This is a genomic window from Vibrio sp. R10-SF1-ISO8 (assembly GCF_059833805.1).
The window spans coordinates 37,862-58,414 of sequence record NZ_JCBDHL010000018.1 but is presented as its reverse complement, the minus strand read 5'-3'; the positions used below and the strand labels follow the sequence as shown (position 1 = coordinate 58,414).

The following is a 20,553-nucleotide window of genomic DNA, read 5'->3' as shown; positions in this document are numbered from 1 at the left end:
AAGCCAAATTAAAGGAGCGCATGATGAAACGGTTACTAATTGTCTCAACTTGGTTTCAAGTTATCTGGTTCTGTGCGGTTATCGGCAATTACGACCTGCAATACCTGACATTATCCCTTGTCGTACTGACTCTCGTTTACTCAGCTGCGAAAGTGACACTTAATTGGTTTAAGTATGTCGTTGTTGTTTGTTTAGGCGTTGCAGTTGATTTTACCAACTTAACGATTGGCTGGTTTCAGTTTCAACACGAGTATTTCCCCGTTTGGCTGTTTGCACTGTGGCTAATCTTTGCTTGGTATGCTTATTTTTTGTATCCGATATTGAGCCAGTATCCATTAACCGTCGTATCAATGGTAGGAGGGATTGGAGGAACACTTAGCTACATCGCGGGGGAAAGTCTTGGAGCCGTTTCATTTGGGGCTTCTACCTTCACCACGGTGAGCATACTGCTCGTTGAGTGGACTCTAATCATTGCATTGATTGTGAAGGTATACGGATATGAAGCGCATAGTAGTAATAACAGTGTTCCTAATGCTGACCGGTAGTGTTTTTGCGTCTGAGTCTTCAAGACATAACGTTGAAAGCTGGAAAAGTTGGTCCAGTGTTGGCCAAGCTCAGTTAACCATGTTTTTCTTTGATATTTATGAATCTCAATTACTAACGCCAAATGGTGGTTATGTTGTTGAACAGGATATTACACCTCATCCACTTGCCCTTTCGATTACTTACCAAAGAGATATCTCTCAAAAACAATTGCTAGACGCAACGGTCGAACAGTGGCAAAAACTCGGTTACAAGCAAAGTGAAATGCTAGAGTGGGCGGCTAGGCTAGAAAACATCTTCCCCGACATAGAAGAAGGTAACAGCCTGACCTATGTGACAGATGGGTACAGAGGTAGCTTTTTCTATTCTAAACCTATGGTAAACGATCGGCTTATTGGCTCTATTGAGGAAGAAGCGTTTAACGATGCATTTCTCGCAATATGGTTATCACCAAATACTGAGTATCCGGGGCTCAGAGAACGTTTAATTGGGAGAAATTGATGTTTAAGCGCCTAGGGCAGACGATATTACTATTGCTATGTACTCAACTTACTTTAGGTTGTACGAGCGACTTAGATGACTACAGAGACAGCAAACCTGAATTCAACTTGTTTGAGTACTTTGAAGGCAAGTCAATGGCTTGGGGCATGGTGCAAGACTACACCAATAAACAGACGCGTCGTTTTGAGGTTGTGATTGTTGGTAGTGTAAAAGAAAATACTCTCACTCTCGTTGAAGACTTTGTGTTTGATGATGGTGAAAAATCCCAACGAATTTGGACCATTGAACGCTTAGGCGATGGGCGATATCAAGGAAGTGCTGACGACATCATTGGGGTCGCTACAGGGAGAGAAGTGGGCAATGCACTTCAATGGCAATATGATTTTGAACTACAGATGGAAGACTCTACCGTGGTCGTAAGCTTCGATGATTGGTTATATCGCCAAGATGAAAATCATGTCTTTAATCTGACTAAGATTAAGAAGTTTGGCATTGAAGTTGGGAAGATTACGCTGTTTTTCCAGAAGCAGTGAGGTAAAGGTACGGACTTCGTCCTATGGAACGCTACGCTTTTGGAAAATGGGATCGGGCTTCGCCCTGGGAAAGTTAGAAAAAGAGTCATTTGTTCTAATAAATGATTCTCTCAATCTTCCCTAAAGAAAAATATTTCTACAAACAAAAGAAAGGGTTGACGCAAAACGCCAACCCTCCAAAAATCTCATCGATTCTCGATTCTCGATTCTCTTACAGCTTATCAGTTAGCTCAATCGCTTGACCGATGTAGTTCGCTGGCGTCATCTCTTTTAAACGCGCTTTCTCGTGCTCTGGTAGCTCAAGGCCGTCGATGAAGTTACGCATTGCTTCGCCATCTACACGCTTACCACGAGTTAGCTCTTTTAGCTTCTCGTATGGCTTCTCGATGCCGTAACGGCGCATAACAGTTTGTACAGGCTCTGCAAGAACTTCCCAGTTTTGGTCTAGCTCTGCAAGAAGTGCTTCACGGTTAACTTCTAGTTTGCTGATGCCTTTGAGCGTTGAAGTGTACGCGATGATTGCGTAGCCCACACCAACACCTAGGTTGCGTAGAACTGTCGAGTCAGTTAGGTCACGCTGCCAGCGAGAGATAGGGAGTTTCTGTGCTAGGTGGCCGAATACCGCGTTTGCTAGACCTAGGTTACCTTCTGAGTTTTCAAAGTCGATTGGGTTAACTTTGTGAGGCATTGTTGAAGAACCGATCTCTCCAGCAATCGTCTTTTGTTTGAAGTGACCTAGAGCGATGTAGCCCCAAACGTCACGGTCGAAGTCGATTAGGATAGTGTTGAAACGTGCAACCGCATCGAACAGTTCAGCGATGTAATCGTGCGGTTCAATTTGAGTTGTGTATGGGTTCCAAGTTACGCCTAGAGACTCAGTGATGAACTCTTCAGAGAACTGGTGCCAATCTACTTCTGGGTAAGCAGAAAGGTGAGCGTTGTAGTTACCTACAGCACCGTTAATCTTACCTAAGATTTCAACGGTAGCGATCTGCTTGTATTGACGCTCCATACGGTACGCCACGTTCGCCATCTCTTTGCCCATAGTAGAAGGAGAAGCAGGCTGGCCGTGTGTACGAGATAGAAGAGGGATGTCACGATACTCAACAGCAAGTGCTTTGATAGCGTCGATGATGTTTTTGATTTCAGGAAGAATCACTTCGTCACGAGCTTCTTTCAGCATTAGCGCGTGAGAGGTGTTGTTGATGTCTTCTGAAGTACAAGCAAAGTGAATGAACTCGTTTACAGCGTGAAGCTCAGGAACACCTGCCACTTTCTCTTTTAGGAAGTACTCAACCGCTTTAACGTCGTGGTTAGTTGTACGCTCGATCTCTTTGATGCGCGCTGCGTCTTCTTCAGAGAAGTTTGCGGCTAACTCATCTAGGAACTTGTTTGCTTCAGCGCTGAATGCTGGTACTTCTGTGATTGCATCTGTAGCTGCAAGCTTTTGTAACCAACGAATTTCAACGATAGAGCGGTACTTTAGTAGTCCAAATTCACTAAAGATGCTGCGAAGTGCGATTGTTTTGCTTCCGTAACGACCGTCTACTGGTGAAACAGCAGTCAATGCTGACAGTTCCATGATGTTCTCCTGAAAATTGAGTTTCTAAATTTTGTGTGCTTTATACCAATTACCAAAGCGTTTGTCACGAATATTGCGCAAACGTTTGCTTTTCTCTTATTTTGGAGGAAAGTGCTTTGGTATAAAAGAAGAAGCTCGCGTCATGCGCGAGCTACTAATTAACGTTAGATTCGAGCTAATAGTATTTGTGCCTGCTCAACCATTTTCTTGCGTCCAAAGATTAGGTGACGACGTTTGCCGCCAACCTGACGCCATAAAACGGCACTGCGAATACCTGATAGAAGAAGAGCGCGAACTTTGTGTTGGTTCGATGTCTGTTGCAGCACTGATGGTGTACCAGTGACTTGAATACGTGGACCAACTGGGCTGATTACATCGAGATAGACGCTGGCAAGGTTGCTGATCATCTGCTCATCGAGTAGCTCAAAATGCTCGAGTTGGCGTTCCAACATTTGAATGCGATCGCCTAACTGAGACATGGCATCATTTCGAGTCTGAAGTTTACGCTCAAGCGCCATGAGGCTAATGATGTAACGTGTGATTTCGCTACCGTTAGGAGTACTGTCGATCCCCTTAACCAAACACTCTAGACCAAGCTTGAGGTCGGATTCACGACCGAAAACACCAACGGTATTATTTGGGCTAGTGTTTAAGATCGCTTTTAGGGATGTTTCAAACGCGTCAGAGTCACAGTGACCGTTTTTTGCGACTTGTTGGACCAAAGCGACAGCTTGGCAAATTCCTGCAAAGGCGATGGTACGGTCATATAGTGTGTTAGCCACGTAGTTCTACTCCTAAATTTAAATGCGTTCTTCGATGATTCCGCCACCTAAGCAAACGTCATCTTTATAGAAAACAGCAGATTGCCCTGGTGTTACAGCGATTTGAGGTTCGTCAAAGATCACTTTAATGTTTTCATCATCGATAGGGATGATAGTACATGGGATATCCGTTTGACGGTAGCGAGTTTTTACAGTGCATTGTAACGGTTCTTTAATCGCTTCACGAGCAACCCAGTGCAGTTGAGAAGCAATCAAACCTTGAGATTTGAGCATTGGGTGATCTTTACCTTGAACAGCAATCAACACATTGCGCTTAAGATCTTTGTCACCAACGAACCACGGGTCTTCATTGCCGCCACCGCCTTTTTGACCTCCGATATGCAGGCCTTTACGTTGACCTAAGGTGTGGTACATCAATCCGTTGTGCTTACCAATCACTTTACCTTCCGGCGTTTCAATGTCGCCTGGTTGCGCTGGTAGATAGCGGCCTAGGAAATCCGTGAACTTACGTTCGCCGATGAAACAGATACCGGTTGAGTCTTTCTTCTTCGCTGTGATCAGATCTTGTTCTTCCGCAATGCGGCGAACTTCTGGTTTCTCTAAATCACCAACAGGGAATAGGCTGCGGGCGACCTGCTCGCTGCTTAGCGTGTATAGGAAATAGCTTTGGTCCTTGTTGCTGTCTAAACCACGAAGCATGCGTGGCTTGTCGCCGTTTTCAATTTCTTTTTGCGTCGGGAATGTACGACGGACATAGTGACCCATAGCGATATAGTCTGCGTCGAGCACTTCATCCGCAAACTCTAAAAATGCTTTAAACTTGATCTCTTTGTTGCACAGAATATCTGGATTGGGTGTACGACCGGCTTTGTACTCAGCAAGGAAATACTCGAATACGTTGTCCCAATATTCGGCAGCAAAGTTAATGGTGTGCAGGTGAATGCCTAGCTTGTCACAGACCGCTTGTGCATCGGCAAGATCTTCAGCTGCCGTACAGTATTCTTCGTTGTCATCTTCTTCCCAGTTCTTCATAAACAGGCCTTCAACTTGATAGCCTTGCTGCTTAAGAAGATACGCAGATACAGATGAATCAACGCCACCGGACATGCCAACGATGACTTTCTTTTGACTGTTGTCAGACATTACTAAACACCACTTAATTTAACTGGATGCAGATTTTATCAGAAAGCATAGCGAGGGGACAGATCCGAGATCGAACTCACACTTCGAATTCGGATATTTATTATGCGTTTGCTTAATGAAAATCGGCGAAATTTAACTATTAAACTTGTATATATGGCATAGTGGCGAAAATTCAAGAGAGTTAGAGTTAACCTAATGAGCGAAGAAAACCAAATCATCGAAGAAGCCCAGTTGATTGAAGTCATCGAAAACCAGCTAGAAGATGGAAACCCAGTGAAGGTGAAAGAAACCTTGATGCGTTTGATGATGACGGGCACGCCTCGTGAAGATGCTATCGCTATGATGGCGTGTGCGGTAGCGATTGAAATCTTTGATGTAATGAAAAACGAAGGTGAGTTCAACTTAAAGCGCTACGCTGAGAACCTTGACCGCTTGCCGGATCTTAGCTTTATGGAAGGTGAATAGGCGACCGCTCCTACAATAAAAGAACGCCTAACCAAAGCGATAAAAGCACTCATTAAAACTGGGTGCTTCATCAATCGACCACCCCACTTATTTATTACATTCAGAGCCGCTCTGATTTTAATTGCTGATGCAAACGTTTGCTATAATACCTTTTGTTGCCGTCCTAAAACCTGCAAGGTAGAATCCGGCATCCTTTCATCCCTTATTCAGATTCTTTACTGCAGAAGCATTGTTATGAAATTTCCTGGTCAACGTAAATCGAAGCATTACTTTCCTGTTCACGCTCGTGATCCATTGGTGAGTCAATCTCAAGAAAGTAAAAAGATGTCGCGCACGCATATTATCGGCATTGATCAAACTCTTGTTGATATTGAGGCCAAAGTAAGCAGTGAGCTTATCGAAAAATACCAACTGAGTAAGGGACACTCGCTCGTTATTGATGATGAGACTGCTGAAGCGCTATATAACGAACTAAAAGATCGAGATTTGATCACCAATGAATATGCTGGTGGTACGATTGGCAATACGCTTCACAACTATTCAGTACTCGCAGATGATCGCTCTACACTTTTAGGTGTAATGAGCCAAGACATTAAAATTGGTAGTTACGGCTATCGCTATTTATGTAATACATCGAGCCGTATGGATCTAAACCATTTGCAAGGTGTCGACGGGGCAATTGGTCGCTGTTTCGCATTAATTACTGAAGACGGTGAGCGCACTTTCGCTATTAGTGAAGGGCAAATGAATCAGCTCCATCCAGATAGCATTCCTGAAAAGATATTTAAAAATGCTTCTGCTTTGGTATTAACCGCTTATTTGGTCCGTTGTAAGAAAGGCGACCCAATGCCTGAAGCGACGATGAAAGCTATCGAGTATGCAAAAAAACATGACGTACCTGTTGTGCTAACTCTAGGCACCAAATTCGTTATTCAAGATGATCCAACATTTTGGCAAGATTTTTTAAACGATCATGTTTCTGTGGTGGCAATGAATGAAGACGAAGCAGAAGCGCTTACAGGAGAGTCTGATCCACTTGCAGCTTCTGACAAAACGTTAGAGTGGGTTGATTTAGTATTATGTACTGCAGGGCCAGTTGGTCTATTTATGGCGGGTTACACCGAAGAATCTGCAAAACGTGAGACGTCTTTACCATTATTACCGGGTAGTATTGCAGAATTTAACCGTTACGAATTTAGCCGACCTGCTTCAAAAGCGCTTTGCGACAATCCGATCAAAGTTTACTCGCATATTTCACCGTATATGGGTGGCCCAGAGAAAATTAAAAATACTAATGGTGCCGGTGATGCTGCATTATCTGCATTGTTACACGATATGGCGGCGAATAAATACCACAAAGAGAATGTGCCTAACTCAAGTAAGCACGCACATTCATACTTAACTTATTCATCGTTCTCGCAAGTATGTAAATACTCTAATCGCGCTAGTTACGAAGTGCTAGTACAGCATTCACCGCGCCTATCTCGTGGACTTCCTGAACGAGAAGATAGCTTGGAAGAAGCGTACTGGGAACGTTAATTCTACTGCAAACTATCAAAGCCTCAATTTAGTGAGGCTTTTTTAATTTTTAGAGAGGATAATAAAAAAGCGCCATAAAGGCGCTTTTTAAATAAATCACTCAAAACGATTAGATTAGGAAGTCGTCTAGTGACTTGCCTGCATCTAATTGCTCTTGGATTACTGAAGGTGTACGACCTTGTCCTGTCCAAGTTTTTTCTTCACCAGAAGCATCAACATATTTATATTTTGCTGGGCGAGGAGCACGCTTCGCTTTTGGCTTACTTCCTTTAGACTCACCTGCCAATGCAGAAATAAGCGCTTCGACGTCGATGCCGTCTTTAGTAATCTGTTCAGCAATAGCGGCTAATTTAGCTTCTTGCTCTGCAGCTGCTTCACGTTCAGCTTCTTCTGCTTCTTTACGCTCAGCTACAACAGTAGTTAGTTTATCTAACGCTTCTTCTAATTGCTCAAGTGTTAGCTCTCGAGAAAAAGCACGTAGACTACGAATGTTTAATAGTGTTTTTGTTAGTTCCGACATTTATTCATCTCTTCGCAATATAAGTTGTCGATGTATGAATCATAAACCTCTTAATTTAATATTACAATCTCACTGACATAAATTTACGTAAAATAACTATCACAATGTTGTTTGATAGCCATTTCATTATTAATTTAGCTGCTTGCAATAAATAGATTTTTAATCACGATATAACTTTTATATTAACAGAGAACTATCTGAGAGTGCGGTTTCATATTAAATGTTATCGCAAATATAGGCGTAGCCCCAAGGTATATGTCCTTCATTATGTATTAGTGCGGAAAAACAAGTCTGGTGTATCAAAAAAATGTATCTGTCATGTAAAGGTAGTTAGACAAACACGTCATTAATCGGGTGGATTTCTGAGAAATCAGAACGTTCGAGTTCAATGGATGAACCAATATGCTATCCAATGGGATGACTATTCATCAATCATGAAAGCTTAGTCGAAGCTAGCTAACGATATTTTTAACAGTAGAAAAAGGAATATTATGTTGAAAGAGGTGGTGATATGAGTACAATGGGCGCAACCTAATGCGATTTGTTGGTTAAATTATTGTTAAAATGATTTTTCGGTAGTTTAAAGTTTCAACGATCGCGGTAGAGGCGCGGAATAAATAAGTAGTGTTTGCTGGGGTGATGCCAATGAGCAAGCATAAAAGGTTATTTCGCCGAAGTGAACTTTCTCATCAAAGAGGTTTGCTGGGGTTACACCCGAAAGGGGTAACACTGCCATAGTCTATAATTTGTAAAACTATGGAGCGCTACTGTAGGGCTGGGTTTCGCATTCGCTGACCTATCGCTAATTTCAACTTAATTGATTGGAAATGATTTCCTTCAATTAGTCTGCAGTAGATCTCTAACCATTTATTACTGGTTTTTGAAGATCATGAATTTAATTGATTTTGCATCATCTCCTTTATCTCTTTTGCCGCCACTTGTGGCATTGAGTCTTGCTATTATTACCCGCCGTGTACTTGTTTCACTCGGTGTGGGTATTGTTTTGGGCGCTATCTTACTTAATGACTACTCATTTGGTAGTGCGCTTGGATATGTTGGTTCTACCGTTTCAAGCGTCTTTATTGAAGATGGTGGCATCAATACTTGGAATATGAGTATTGTTGGCTTCCTACTCCTGCTAGGAATGATGACAGCGCTATTAACGCTTTCAGGCGGTACACGCGCGTTTGCGGAGTGGGCTCAAACTCGAGTTAAGAGTAAGCGTGGCTCTAAGCTTCTTGCTGCATTTTTAGGTGTTTTCATCTTCGTTGATGATTACTTTAATAGCTTGGCTGTTGGTGCTATCTCTCGCCCTGTCACTGACCGTTTCTACGTATCACGAGCTAAGCTAGCTTATATCCTTGATTCAACAGCGGCTCCAATGTGTGTGATCATGCCTGCTTCTAGCTGGGGTGCCTACATCATGACAATTATTGGTGGCATCTTAGTTTCGCATGGTATCACTGAGTATTCAGCGCTTGGCGCATATGTTCGTCTAATTCCGATGAACTTTTACGCTATCTTTGCATTACTTATGGTGTTTGCTGTTGCTTGGTTCGGACTAGACATCGGTAAGATGCGAGAGCATGAAATTGCCGCGTCACGTGGTCACGGTTTCGCTAAAGAGCAAGCTGAAGACTCGGAAGAAGCTCATGAGCTAAACGAAGAGTTGGATATCGAAGAGAGCGATAAGGGTAAAGTTTCTGACCTGATCTTGCCGATAGTACTACTTATTGTTGCGACTGTTGCTTCAATGCTTTACACCGGCGGACAAGCTCTTGCAGCTGACGGTATCGACTTTAACTTACTTGGTGCATTTGAAAACACTGATGTAGGTACATCTCTTATTTACGGTGGCCTAGTTGGCCTGGCTGTTGCGCTGTTTACCGTTGTTAAACAAGGTATTGCGGTAAGTGAGATCTCGCGTACGCTTTGGATCGGTGCGAAATCAATGTTTGGCGCGATCCTGATCCTAGTGTTTGCCTGGACGATTGGTTCAGTTATCGGTGACATGAACACAGGTAAGTACTTGTCGACCTTAGCTCAAGGCAATATCAACCCACACTGGTTGCCAGTTATTTTGTTCCTATTGTCTGGTCTTATGGCGTTTTCTACAGGTACATCATGGGGCACATTCGGTATTATGCTGCCTATCGCGGGTGATATGGCCGGTGCAACGGATCTAGCGCTAATGCTACCAATGTTAAGTGCTGTATTAGCGGGTTCAGTATTTGGTGACCACTGTTCACCAATCTCAGATACAACCATTCTTTCTTCGACAGGTGCTCGTTGTAATCACATCGATCACGTAGCGACTCAGTTACCATATGCACTGTCAGTTGCACTAGTGTCGTGTATTGGTTTCATTACTCTGGGTATGACCGCTTCTATCGGCATGTCATTCGCAGCAGCGTCGGTAGCATTTATCGCTATTTGTGTCTTGCTATCTGTTCTGTCTAAGTCAAAGATGGCGAGTTGTCAAAACGCGTAACAGATTGAAGTTATTGCTAATAGATAAGGGAGCTCAGGCTCCCTTTTTATTTGTCATATACAAATTGAAAAAAGTTTAAATAAATGGTTGAAAAATGTTTTCGCCTTGGTTAGTGTGGATATCAACAAAGCGAACAGAAGAGCTTATTAAGTATGCGTAAATTAGTCATGAACATTCATCACCATCATCACCCAGTCTAGTCTTTCGGGAGATGCACGCATACCCGGGAGACAGGAAACTCCCGGAGGCTAAAATCGCAAACAACAAGATTTAGAACCCTCGGGAGAACAACTCTTCCGAGGGTTTTTCAGTATTTGAATCTTAAAAAGTTTATAAATTTCAAAATCTTGCACAGGGATACAGCAATGCAAACACAACGCCTAAGAATCGCAATCCAAAAGAAAGGTCGCCTGAGTAAAGAGTGTCAGACTCTGCTTAAAAAGTGCGGCGTTAAATTCAACATCATGGGTGAGCGCCTTGTTGTTCACTCACTAAATATGCCAATTGACCTATTACTAGTACGCGATGATGATATTCCAGGTCTTATCATGGATGGTGTGGTTGACCTTGGCTTTATCGGTGAAAACGAACTTGAAGAAGTACGTTTAGATCGTAAGGCGTTGGGCGAGCCAAGTGAGTTTGTTCAGTTGCGTCGCCTAGATTTTGGTGGTTGTCGCCTATCTATCGCAATTGATAAAGATGAAGAGTACAACGGCCCTCAGGACCTAGCAGGCAAACGCATTGCAACGACTTACCCTCAGCTACTCAAAGCGTACATGGACGAACAAGGTGTCCCTTTCTCTACCTGTATGCTCACTGGTTCTGTAGAAGTGGCTCCGCGAGCGGGTCTTGCAGATGCAATTGCCGATCTTGTTTCTACTGGTGCAACTCTAGAAGCGAATGGTCTTAAAGAAGCTGAAATCATCTTCAAATCAAAAGCGACACTGATTCAACGTACTGGTAAGTTTGACGCCGACAAAGTGGCGTTAATCGAAAAGCTCCTGACTCGCATGCAAGGCGTACAGCAAGCAAAAGAATCGAAATACATCATGCTGCATGCACCAACGGATAAGTTAGACCAAATCAAATCTTTACTACCGGGTGCTGAAGATCCAACGGTTCTACCTCTTTCTGCAGATCAGCAAAAAGTCGCGGTTCACTTGGTGAGTACTGAAAACTTGTTCTGGGAAACAATGGAACAGCTAAAAGAGTTGGGCGCTAGCTCAATCCTAGTATTGCCAATTGAGAAAATGATGGAGTAATCACAATGAGAACAGTCGTTTGGCAATCATTAAGTGAATCTCAGCAAGACTCTATTTTAGAGCGTCCGGCAATTACTGAAGGTGCGAATATCACCGCAGCGGTTTCGCAAGTGATCGCCAAGGTTCGCGACGAAGGGGATGCTGCGCTACTAGAGCTGACAGAAAAGTTTGATCGCGTTAAGCCTGAGTCGATTCGTGTCTCTGAGCAAGAGGTAGAGGCGGCATGTGAACGCTTGTCTTCCAACATGAAACAGGCACTTGAACAGGCCTATGCGAATATCTCTAAGTTCCACAAGGCGCAAAAACCTCAGCCGATCAAGGTTGAGACTCAGCCTGGTGTATTGTGTGAGCAAGTCACTCGCCCAATTCAAAAAGTGGGCTTGTACATTCCGGGTGGCAGTGCACCATTGCCATCGACGGTTTTAATGCTTGGGGTGCCAGCGAAAATTGCAGGTTGTCGCAAAGTGGTTCTTTGTTCTCCTCCGCCCATCGCAGATGAGATCCTTTATGTCGCTAAGTTGTGTGGCATTGATGAAGTCTACAACGTAGGTGGCGGTCAAGCGGTTGCGGCAATGGCGTATGGTACGGAAAGCGTTTCAAAAGTAGATAAGATTTTTGGGCCGGGTAATGCTTACGTAACAGAAGCAAAGCGTCAGGTCAGCAATGACTTCCGTGGTGCGGCAATTGATATGCCAGCAGGGCCTTCTGAAGTGTTAGTACTGGCTGATGAAACGGCTGATCCAGATTTTATTGCTGCCGACTTGCTTAGCCAAGCAGAGCACGGACCAGATTCACAAGTTGTGCTTGTTACACCATCACCGATTGTAGCCGATCAGGTTACCGATGCAGTTCAGCGTCAGCTTAGAGAGCTGTCTCGTGCGGATATCGCTGAAAAGGCCTTGGCTTCAAGTTTAATCATTATCTCTGAGTCGTTGACTCAAGCCGTGTCGATTTCGAACTACTATGGTCCGGAACACCTGATTGTACAGACTAAGAATCCGCGTGAGCTTCTGCCCCTATTAGACAATGCAGGTTCGATTTTCCTAGGTGATTGGTCTCCTGAGTCAGCAGGTGATTATGCGTCAGGGACAAACCATGTTCTTCCCACCTACGGGTACACACGTACTTACTCAAGCCTTGGACTCGCTGATTTCTCTAAACGAATGACAGTACAAGAACTTACGGCAGATGGCTTGAAAGAGTTAGCGCCAACCGTTGTAACTATGGCGGAAGCAGAAGGTCTGGATGCACACAAGCGTGCTGTGACGATTCGCGTAGAAAAACTGGCAGCTAAGTAAGAGGGTAATGAGATGGAAAAGCTAGCGCGTAAACAAGTCCAACAACTGACTCCTTATTTATCGGCTCGCCGAATTGGTGGTACGGGCGACGTTTGGCTGAACGCGAATGAATCGCCATTCAACAACGAATACAAAACAGATTTTGCGCGTTTGAATCGCTACAGCGAATGTCAGCCAAAAGAGCTAATTGAAGCGTATGCGGCTTATGCGGGTGTAAAACCAGCGCAAACACTGACCTCTCGCGGAGCTGATGAAGGTATCGAATTATTGATTCGCGCGTTCTGTGAGCCGGGTGAAGACGCGATTCTGTATTGCCCACCGACTTACGGAATGTATGCGATCAGCGCAGAAACCATTGGCGTAGAGCGCAAGACTGTACCGCTAACGTCAGACTGGCAGCTTGATCTTGAAGGAATCAAAGCCAACCTAGATAACGTCAAGCTAGTATTTGTTTGTTCACCAAACAATCCAACAGGCAATCTAGTTAAGCGTGAAGATATTGTCTCTCTGCTTGAGATGACAAAAGATCGCGCCATTGTCGTGATGGACGAAGCGTACATCGATTTCTGCCCAGAAGCATCGACAGTCGATTTATTAGCTCAATATCGGAACCTAGCGATTTTGCGTACTCTGTCTAAAGCTTTCGCGCTTGCGGGCTTGCGCTGCGGTTTCACCCTTGCAAACGAAGAGCTGATTAATGTACTTCTTAAGGTTATCGCACCGTACCCAGTGCCAGTGCCAGTAGCAGAAATCGCGACTCAGGCGTTATCTGAAGCGGGACTAGCTAGAGCGAAGTTTCAAGTCCTCGACCTCAACGCAAACCGTGCTTACCTACAAGTTGGTTTATCAATGATTGAAGGCATAGAGATATTTGAAGGTTGGGGTAATTACCTATTGGTTAAATTTCCGCAAGGTGACGAACTATTTAAAGCAGCATGGGAGAGTGGCATTATTTTGCGCAATTCACCTATCGAAAACTGTGTACGCATCAGTATTGGTAGTCGAGACGAGTGCGAAAAGACACTCGGATTTATTAGAAACTATTACGGCTAAATATCATTGGCTCTGGCCTTTGCGAGAGCCACTAAATTTGAAATAAGGAAGTTCGAGTGAGCAAGCAACAAAAAATTCTATTTATCGACCGAGATGGCACCTTAATTGTTGAGCCGCCGGTGGACTTTCAAGTAGACCGATTAGACAAACTCAAGCTAGAGCCGTTTGTTATTCCAAGTCTACTCTCGCTTCAAGATGCGGGTTACCGCCTGGTGATGGTGACTAACCAAGACGGTTTGGGCACCGACAGCTACCCACAAGCAGACTTTGATGCGCCACATAATATGATGATGGAGATCTTTGAATCTCAGGGTGTGAAGTTTGATGATGTGCTGATTTGTCCACATTTCGATGAAGATAACTGTTCTTGCCGTAAGCCTAAATTGGGCTTGGTTAAAGAATATCTTCAAGGTGGCAAAGTAGACTTCCAAAACTCGGTTGTGATTGGTGATCGTCAAACGGACCTTCAACTTGCAGAAAATATGGCTATTCGTGGCATTCAATACAACCCAGAAACCATGAACTGGAAACAGATCCTTAAAGATCTGACCGTGAAAGCACGTGTTGCCGAAGTGATTCGAACCACTAAAGAAACGGACATTAAAGTTGCCGTTAATCTTGATGAGCAGGGAAGCAACCAAATTTCTACGGGTCTTGGTTTCTTCGATCACATGCTAGATCAAATCGCGACTCACGGCGGATTCCAGATGGTGTGCAAAGTAGAAGGCGACTTACACATTGATGACCACCACACGGTAGAAGATACCGCTCTTGCATTGGGTCAAGCGCTGAAAGAAGCTCTCGGTGACAAGCGTGGCATTGGTCGCTTTGGCTTTAGCCTGCCAATGGATGAGTGTTTAGCTCAGTGTGCACTTGATCTGTCTGGCCGTCCTTATCTTAGGTTTGACGCTGAGTTCGGTCGCGAGCAGGTAGGTGACCTATCCACAGAGATGGTGGTTCATTTCTTCCGCTCATTGACTGATACCCTAGCGTGTACGTTGCACCTATCTTCAGCTGGCGACAATGATCACCACATTATTGAGAGTCTATTTAAAGCGTTTGGTCGTACTTTACGCCAAGCAATCAAAGTAGAAGGCACTGAGCTACCAAGTAGTAAAGGCGTACTTTAAGGCTAACGTTAGCAAGGAGAAAAACAGTGACAGAACAGAAAGTAGTCATTATTGATACTGGTTGTGCCAACGTTTCTTCGGTGAAGTTTGCCATTGAACGTTTAGGTTATGACGTAACGATTTCTAAAGACCCTCAAGTAGTGCTTGCAGCAGATAAGCTATTTCTACCAGGTGTAGGGACAGCCAGTGAAGCGATGAAGAACCTCGAAGAACGTGATCTAATCAGCTTGGTAAAACAGGTAGAAAAGCCGCTGCTAGGGATCTGTTTAGGTATGCAGCTGTTGGGCAAAGTGTCTCAAGAAAAAGGGCAGAAAGCGGATGAGCTAGTTGAGTGCCTTGGACTTTGTGATGGTGAAGTGAAGCTGCTTCAAACCGGTGATTTACCACTGCCTCACATGGGGTGGAACACTGTCTCAGCTAAAACAGGCAACCCACTATTCAAAGGGATTGAAGAAGGCGAGTACTTCTATTTCGTACATAGCTTTGCCATGCCTGTTGGCGAGTACACGATTGCAGAGTGTGAATACGAAAATCCATTCACGGCTGCTGTGCAAAGCGGTAACTACTACGGTGTGCAATTCCACCCTGAGCGTTCTTCAAAAGCGGGCGCAAAGCTTATTCAAAACTTCTTAGAATTATAAAAGGGATTTAGTGTGATTATTCCAGCTCTTGATTTAATTGAAGGACAGGTGGTTCGCCTTTATCAAGGTGATTACGGCCAAGTAACCGAGTACAAAGTCGACCCAGCAGAGCAGTTCAACTTGTATCACCAAGCCGGTGCTAATTGGTTGCATTTAGTGGATCTAACGGGTGCGAAAGACACGACAGCGCGCCAACTTGATTTGATTGCCAAGCTACTTGCGAGCACTCCAGCGAATATCCAAATCGGTGGTGGTGTACGTACAGAGCAAGACGTTGTCGATCTACTCGAAGCAGGTGCTCAGCGCGTTGTTGTTGGTTCGACAGCGGTAAAACAACCAGAATTGGTAAAAGGTTGGATGGAAAAATACGGCGCGGAAAAAATTGTTCTCGCGCTAGATATCAATATCGCTCAAGACGGCACGCGTAAGGTAGCGATTTCTGGTTGGCAAGAAGACTCAGGCGTGACTATCGAAGCTCTGATTAATGATTACCTAACCGTTGGCTTACAGCATGTGCTTTGTACCGATATTTCTCGTGATGGTACGCTAGAAGGCTCTAACGTAGAGCTGTATGTAGACCTATGTAAACAATACCCACAAGTGAAATTCCAATCATCAGGTGGCATTGGCTCATTAGCGGATATCGAAGCGCTGAAAGGTTCTGGGGTCGCTGGCGTGATTGTTGGTCGTGCACTACTTGATGGCAAGTTCACAGCAGAGGAGGCATTTGCATGTTGGCAAAGCGAATAATTCCATGTCTTGATGTTCGTGATGGACAAGTAGTTAAGGGCGTTCAGTTCCGTAACCACGAAATCATTGGCGATATCGTTCCTCTTGCGCAGCGTTATGCTGAAGAAGGCGCAGATGAGCTAGTGTTCTACGATATTACCGCTTCTAGCGATGGCCGAGTGGTAGATAAAAGTTGGGTGGCTCGCGTTGCAGAAGTGATCGATATTCCTTTCTGTGTCGCTGGTGGCATTAAATCAGCGGAAGACGCGGCGCGTATTCTTGAGTTTGGTGCAGATAAGGTATCTATTAACTCACCGGCATTGGCGAACCCTCAGTTGATTACTGACCTTGCTGATAAATTTGGTGTGCAATGTATCGTCGTCGGTATCGATTCGTACTATGACAAAGAGACGGGCAAGTATCAGGTTTACCAGTTTACGGGTGATGAAGAGCGCACCAAAGCGACCCAATGGGAAACGCGCGATTGGGTGCAAGAAGTACAAAAACGTGGTGCAGGTGAAATCGTGTTGAACATGATGAACCAAGACGGCGTGCGTAACGGTTACGATATCGAACAGCTCAATATGGTGCGAGAAGTGTGTAACGTACCATTGATTGCATCTGGCGGTGCAGGGGCTATGGAGCACTTTGCGAAAGCTTACCAAAAGGCCAATGTGGATGGTGCACTTGCCGCATCGGTATTCCACAAACAAGTCATCAATATTGGTGAATTAAAGCAGTATTTAAAACAACAAGGTATTGAGGTTCGACTATGAGTGTAAACACCGCCGAAGTAAGCTCTTTAGCTGAGCGCATCAACTGGGACAAGGTGGATGGTCTAGTACCTGCTATTGTACAAGATTTCCAATCGAGCCAAGTGTTGATGATGGGTTACATGAATCAAGATGCGTTAGCGAAAACGGGTGAAACCGGTCAAGTCACCTTTTTCTCTCGTACTAAGCAGCGTTTGTGGACCAAAGGTGAAACCTCTGGCAACGTATTGCAATTGGTGAACATGCAGCTAGATTGCGATAACGATACGCTCTTGGTGAAAGTGAATCCCATTGGTCCTACGTGCCACTTGGGCAACACTACTTGTTGGGATGTCGACCCGCAAGAGGAGTCGCAAATGGTGTGGCTTCATCAACTTGAGCAGCTATTGGCTGCCCGCAAGAGTGCCGACCCTGATTCCTCTTATACTGCCAACCTTTACTCCCGTGGCACCAAACGTATTTCGCAGAAAGTGGGTGAAGAAGGCGTTGAAGTCGCGCTTGCGGCGACGTCGGGTGATAAGGCGGAGCTAGTGTGCGAGTCAGCGGATTTGATTTACCACTTACTTGTTCTTCTACAAGATCAAGGTCTGTCGATGAACGACGTAGTCAACAAGTTGAAAGAGCGTCACAAATAATCTCAGACCTTCAAATAATTAGCGCCCTCAAATGAGGGCGCTTTTTCTTGCCAACGTAAATGTTGTTAAATTTCGAATAGGAAGTAATAACCGTAACCGACAACTAAAGCAGGCAATGCTGAATAGATGGTTGCGACCAAAGCGGCTTTTGGTGCCAAGGCAATTGCAGGGAACAAGGCATCGCCATCGTTTGATATCGCATTCGCTAATTGCGCAGATAATGGCGCGGCTCCAGAAATGTACAAACTCGTCACGAGAATTTGCGGCCCACAGCCTGGCAGTAAACCAACAGTCAAACCCATCAGTGGCATCCAAACTCCCCATCCAGAGAAGGTCGCGGCGAGGTCAATATGGCCAAAGAAAGTAATCAGCTCAAATGCCATAAATGCCAGTATCACCCATGCTGTAACGAAATTGGTATCTTGCGCAGCTTTCTGAATCGGATGAGAAGAAACCTGTTTCGCGTCTTCAGCGACTGTTGACTCATAATCTTTGATTTCTTTGGTTAAAGACCATAGCAACATACTAACAATGATCAGAATGGCACCCGTCCATTCAATGGTCATTTCAGGTAGGTGGAGCAATTGATTCACATCGACCTGAAAAGAGCCAAGTGCAGCAATGATGGTTGCAGGTACAAGTAGCCATTTCCAAAATGCACCTTGTAGATTGATTGCCTTTTGTTCCAGACTGTTTGTGCTTTCACTCGCGCAACTAAAACGATTCGCGACTGACTTTGCTTCAGGGCGCAGGAAATCATCGCGATGGATTCCATTAACAATCCAGCCTGAAATGCAGCCAACCATTACCCCAAGGCCAACGACGGCAAAGCCGATATCAGGCTTACTCGCTAGTAGTAGGAACGCGGCATCACCCATCGTTGAGGTTAATACGGCGACGATTGCGCCAAAGCCAACACGGCCACTAACAAATTGCGTAGTTACAATGATTGCTCCACCACAACCAGGTAAAGCACCCAACAGTGCGGCGAAAAACACCTGATGGTTGCGAGAACTTTGGTATAAATTGACGATACGGCTTTCTTTATTGAAGAAAACCGACATGTAATGATAAATCGCCAACGTAAATGCAACGTAGCTAGATACCGCCCAGAAAGCGTCAGATAGAGTATTGACAGTGACATCTCTGGTGGTGTCACTGACAATAAGAGCAAGTAATGCTACGGGTAGCAGGAGTCGCTTATATGCTGGACGAAACTGAGCCAATGAAAGCCAGTTGGGCATAACTTGTGATAATCGTATAGAGTTCATGAGTCAGTGGTCTTTAGAATGCGTATTATTCTCAACTATATGTTAATGAGAATTATTTGCAATAACTTTTTCTCAATTCTGGTTGCCATCTCAACCTGTGAAGTGAGTCCAATTATTAATGAGTGTCATGTCATTAGTGCTAAACTTAAGAGAGGGTTAGGTTTGATAACGATGATTGGTCATGGCTTATGACCAAATAATCTCTATCCAACCGATGACAAATCATCAGAATTCGGTAAAATATCGGGTTTGTGAGTAATTGCCCCTTGTTGGGAAGAAATTTAGTCAGATAGGAAAAAAGATGATTCTAGTTGTAGGTCACAAGAACCCTGATAGCGATAGTATCTGTAGTGCACTAGTAGCAACTGAGCTACTAACCGCTCGTGGTGTTGAAGCAATGCCTATTCGCCAAGGTGAAATTAACCGTGAAACTCAACACATTCTAGAAGTGGCTGGCGCAGAAGTTCCTGAGCTGCGCACTTCAGTAGCGGGCGAGAAAATCTGGTTAGTAGACTACTCGGATCTAGCTCAAGCTCCAGATGATGTGGCTGACGCAGAAATTCTAGGTATCGTTGATCACCACCGCCTAGGTGACGTGATGACTGTAAACCCTATGGAGGCTTGGATCTGGCCTGTTGGCTGTACTAACACAGTACTGTTTAACATGTTTAAAATCGAAGGCCACGAAATTACGCCTAAGATCGCTAAGCTAATGATGTCAGCAATCCTATCTGACACTGTCGGTTTTGCTTCTCCAACTTGTACTCAAAAAGATAAAGATGCAGTTGAAGAACTAGCGAAAATCGCTGACGTATGCGATGTAGATGCATTCATTAAAGATCTACTTATCGCTAAAACAAACATCGAAGGCCTATCTGCCGCTGAGCTTGTCGAAAAAGACCTGAAAGGTTACCCATTCAATGGTCGTGATGTTGTTGTTGGTCAAGTTGAACTTGCAACACTTGAGCAAGTTGACGGCATGATTGAAGCACTAGAAGCTGATCTAGAAAGCCGCTGTGCTGAACAAGGTTTGGCGTTTGCAGCAGTTATGCTAACAGACATCACTACAGCTCAAACTCGTCTACTTTACAAAGGTGAGTGGGCTGAGAAACTTGTTAAGCATGAGAAAGACGGCATGCTAATGATGGAAAATACGCTAAGTCGTAAGAAGCAAGGTTGGCCTTGGCTTCAAGCTGAACTAGCTTAACTCCATCTCTATAACGTATACCTTAACGCCCATGGTCACGCCATGGGCGTTTTCTTTGCGAGGAAGTGAATATGTCGCTATCAAATGAGCAACTAGAAACAGTGAATAAAATGCGCCCTGATGAGCGCTTTAACTACTGCATTAAAGAAATCGCCAAAAACCGTAAGGTTTGGATCCTGACTGATGAGCATGGCTGCGTAATGCTCAACACCGAAGAGGAAGATTGTGTGCCGGTTTGGCCCCACCAAGAGTTTGCAGAGCAGTGGGCAACCGGAGATTGGGAACACTGTAAGGCTGAGCCAATCTCGACGGCAAAATGGTTTAGTCGTTGGACTTATGGCCTTGAAGATGACGAGCTATCTGTTGTTGTGTTCCCTAACGACAACGAAGAAGGTGTGGTGCTGTACCCAGACGAATTTGAAGTCGAGTTGAAAAAACGCGGCTAAGGCTGACAG

21 protein-coding genes, 1 riboswitch and 1 other annotated feature are annotated in these 20,553 nt (G+C 44.5%); of the genes, 16 read left to right on the top strand and 5 right to left on the bottom strand.

What is annotated here, in order from left to right; translation table 11 throughout:
* The first annotated feature begins 23 nt into the window (after positions 1-23).
* The 3 genes from AC6R00_RS13525 to AC6R00_RS13515 are packed head-to-tail and all read left to right on the top strand — an operon-like array spanning position 24 to position 1,577.
* Complete coding sequence (locus AC6R00_RS13525) at positions 24-545, top strand: DUF2878 domain-containing protein (protein WP_500640735.1); 522 nt, start codon at positions 24-26, stop codon at positions 543-545.
* A complete protein-coding gene (locus AC6R00_RS13520; protein ID WP_500640734.1) occupies positions 499-1,044 on the top strand; it encodes a chalcone isomerase family protein in 546 nt (181 codons plus the stop codon). The genes AC6R00_RS13525 and AC6R00_RS13520 overlap by 47 nt, the downstream gene beginning before the upstream one ends.
* The gene (locus AC6R00_RS13515; RefSeq protein WP_500640733.1) at positions 1,044-1,577 is read left to right on the top strand and encodes a DUF3833 domain-containing protein; all 534 of its coding nucleotides are present in this window, start codon (positions 1,044-1,046) and stop codon (positions 1,575-1,577) included. Before AC6R00_RS13520 ends, AC6R00_RS13515 begins: the two co-directional genes overlap by 1 nt.
* 211 nt (positions 1,578-1,788) lie before the next feature.
* Here AC6R00_RS13515 and purB read toward each other — a convergent pair whose 3' ends face one another.
* From purB to mnmA, 3 genes are all read right to left on the bottom strand, one after another.
* Entirely contained in the window at positions 1,789-3,159 is a 1,371-nt protein-coding gene (gene purB / locus AC6R00_RS13510) for an adenylosuccinate lyase (RefSeq protein WP_500640732.1), read from the bottom strand.
* Between the two features lie 164 nt (positions 3,160-3,323).
* Positions 3,324-3,941 carry a high frequency lysogenization protein HflD gene (gene hflD / locus AC6R00_RS13505; RefSeq protein ID WP_425666643.1) on the bottom strand — a complete coding sequence of 206 codons (618 nt, stop codon included), beginning with the start codon at positions 3,939-3,941 and terminating at the stop codon, positions 3,324-3,326.
* An 18-nt stretch (positions 3,942-3,959) separates the two neighbouring features.
* The gene (gene mnmA / locus AC6R00_RS13500; protein ID WP_500640731.1) at positions 3,960-5,084 is read right to left on the bottom strand and encodes a tRNA 2-thiouridine(34) synthase MnmA; all 1,125 of its coding nucleotides are present in this window, start codon (positions 5,082-5,084) and stop codon (positions 3,960-3,962) included.
* A 195-nt stretch (positions 5,085-5,279) separates the two neighbouring features.
* On the opposite strand from mnmA, the gene AC6R00_RS13495 reads away from it, so the two are divergent.
* Together AC6R00_RS13495 and AC6R00_RS13490 are read left to right on the top strand one after the other, a co-directional pair.
* Entirely contained in the window at positions 5,280-5,549 is a 270-nt protein-coding gene (locus AC6R00_RS13495; protein WP_004746866.1) for a hypothetical protein, read from the top strand.
* A gap of 234 nt (positions 5,550-5,783) precedes the next feature.
* Positions 5,784-7,088, top strand: coding sequence for an inosine/guanosine kinase (locus AC6R00_RS13490; protein ID WP_500640730.1), 1,305 nt, complete (start codon positions 5,784-5,786; stop codon positions 7,086-7,088).
* A 109-nt stretch (positions 7,089-7,197) separates the two neighbouring features.
* On the opposite strand, the gene AC6R00_RS13485 is transcribed toward AC6R00_RS13490, so the two are convergent.
* Positions 7,198-7,608: an H-NS family histone-like protein gene (locus tag AC6R00_RS13485; RefSeq protein WP_004746864.1), complete on the bottom strand. Its 411-nt coding sequence runs from the start codon at positions 7,606-7,608 to the stop codon at positions 7,198-7,200.
* Between the two features lie 593 nt (positions 7,609-8,201).
* Positions 8,202-8,383, top strand: a riboswitch (Lysine riboswitch).
* Between the two features lie 114 nt (positions 8,384-8,497).
* On the opposite strand from AC6R00_RS13485, the gene tet(35) reads away from it, so the two are divergent.
* From tet(35) to hisIE, 9 genes are all read left to right on the top strand, one after another.
* Positions 8,498-10,099 carry a tetracycline efflux Na+/H+ antiporter family transporter Tet(35) gene (gene tet(35), locus AC6R00_RS13480; protein ID WP_500640729.1) on the top strand — a complete coding sequence of 534 codons (1,602 nt, stop codon included), beginning with the start codon at positions 8,498-8,500 and terminating at the stop codon, positions 10,097-10,099.
* Positions 10,100-10,274: 175 nt separating this feature from the next.
* Positions 10,275-10,411, top strand: a sequence feature (His leader region).
* A gap of 53 nt (positions 10,412-10,464) precedes the next feature.
* Positions 10,465-11,361, top strand: coding sequence for an ATP phosphoribosyltransferase (gene hisG, locus AC6R00_RS13475; RefSeq protein WP_500640728.1), 897 nt, complete (start codon positions 10,465-10,467; stop codon positions 11,359-11,361).
* A gap of 5 nt (positions 11,362-11,366) precedes the next feature.
* Complete coding sequence (hisD, locus tag AC6R00_RS13470) at positions 11,367-12,659, top strand: histidinol dehydrogenase (protein WP_500640727.1); 1,293 nt, start codon at positions 11,367-11,369, stop codon at positions 12,657-12,659.
* A gap of 12 nt (positions 12,660-12,671) precedes the next feature.
* Positions 12,672-13,712, top strand: a complete 1,041-nt coding sequence (gene hisC / locus AC6R00_RS13465; RefSeq protein ID WP_500640726.1) for a histidinol-phosphate transaminase — start codon at positions 12,672-12,674, stop codon at positions 13,710-13,712.
* Positions 13,713-13,768: 56 nt separating this feature from the next.
* Positions 13,769-14,842: a bifunctional histidinol-phosphatase/imidazoleglycerol-phosphate dehydratase HisB gene (hisB, locus tag AC6R00_RS13460; RefSeq protein WP_500640725.1), complete on the top strand. Its 1,074-nt coding sequence runs from the start codon at positions 13,769-13,771 to the stop codon at positions 14,840-14,842.
* A 26-nt stretch (positions 14,843-14,868) separates the two neighbouring features.
* Positions 14,869-15,483 carry an imidazole glycerol phosphate synthase subunit HisH gene (gene hisH / locus AC6R00_RS13455; RefSeq protein ID WP_069666015.1) on the top strand — a complete coding sequence of 205 codons (615 nt, stop codon included), beginning with the start codon at positions 14,869-14,871 and terminating at the stop codon, positions 15,481-15,483.
* 12 nt (positions 15,484-15,495) lie between these two features.
* Positions 15,496-16,233, top strand: a complete 738-nt coding sequence (gene hisA / locus AC6R00_RS13450; RefSeq protein WP_500640724.1) for a 1-(5-phosphoribosyl)-5-[(5-phosphoribosylamino)methylideneamino]imidazole-4-carboxamide isomerase — start codon at positions 15,496-15,498, stop codon at positions 16,231-16,233.
* The gene (hisF, locus tag AC6R00_RS13445; RefSeq protein ID WP_500640723.1) at positions 16,215-16,988 is read left to right on the top strand and encodes an imidazole glycerol phosphate synthase subunit HisF; all 774 of its coding nucleotides are present in this window, start codon (positions 16,215-16,217) and stop codon (positions 16,986-16,988) included. The genes hisA and hisF overlap by 19 nt, the downstream gene beginning before the upstream one ends.
* A complete protein-coding gene (hisIE, locus tag AC6R00_RS13440) occupies positions 16,985-17,620 on the top strand; it encodes a bifunctional phosphoribosyl-AMP cyclohydrolase/phosphoribosyl-ATP diphosphatase HisIE (RefSeq protein WP_004743970.1) in 636 nt (211 codons plus the stop codon). Before hisF ends, hisIE begins: the two co-directional genes overlap by 4 nt.
* Positions 17,621-17,685: 65 nt before the next feature.
* Here the strand turns inward: hisIE and AC6R00_RS13435 are convergent, their stop codons facing one another.
* Positions 17,686-18,891: a putative manganese transporter gene (locus AC6R00_RS13435; protein ID WP_500640722.1), complete on the bottom strand. Its 1,206-nt coding sequence runs from the start codon at positions 18,889-18,891 to the stop codon at positions 17,686-17,688.
* A gap of 301 nt (positions 18,892-19,192) precedes the next feature.
* Between AC6R00_RS13435 and AC6R00_RS13430 the strand changes: the two genes are divergently transcribed.
* Positions 19,193-20,098, top strand: coding sequence for a manganese-dependent inorganic pyrophosphatase (locus AC6R00_RS13430; RefSeq protein WP_004749839.1), 906 nt, complete (start codon positions 19,193-19,195; stop codon positions 20,096-20,098).
* A gap of 71 nt (positions 20,099-20,169) precedes the next feature.
* Complete coding sequence (locus AC6R00_RS13425) at positions 20,170-20,544, top strand: DUF2750 domain-containing protein (protein WP_054963104.1); 375 nt, start codon at positions 20,170-20,172, stop codon at positions 20,542-20,544.
* The last annotated feature ends 9 nt before the right edge of the window (positions 20,545-20,553 follow it).